Consider the following 467-nt stretch of genomic DNA (forward strand, 5'->3'; position numbering starts at 1 on the left):
CTCATGGATTGCTCCAATGGCATTGGTCTGATTCTTTAATTGCCAATTATATTGCCCTAAACAGGGTACTCCTTTTCGTGAGTAGCCATGAGGTCTATAATCATGTGACTTAAAACCACTTTCATCCAGATAAATAATCGGATGGTTTTTTTCTAATTCATTCACTTGCAGAATAAATTTATCCCTAAGCTTTGTATCTGCTTTAGGATGGCTTAACGTCTTTTTTTAACTGTAATATTTAAGCGCTTTAATGCAGCACCAATAGATGAAACACCACAATTAAAACGTGCAGCACGTTCATATTGATAAGCATCAGGATACTTTTCAACATCTTCACGTAAAGCATCATCGTTAATTTTAGAAGGTTTACGTACACGAGTTTTTTTAATCTCTATACGTTTCTTCCATTCAACAATGGTATTTTTATTAATTTCAAATTGTGCAGCTACCGCTCGAATAGAATAACC

The 467-nt window shown here is 34.5% G+C and carries 1 protein-coding gene; it reads right to left on the reverse strand.

Annotation, left to right across the window (positions count from 1 at the left end; genetic code table 11):
* Positions 1 to 212 precede the first annotated feature (212 nt).
* The coding region (locus tag ACY3FQ_RS16430) for a transposase (protein WP_262450965.1) at positions 213 to 467 on the reverse strand (255 nt) is incomplete at its 5' end.

This window comes from Acinetobacter sp. AB03, from assembly GCF_058107045.1.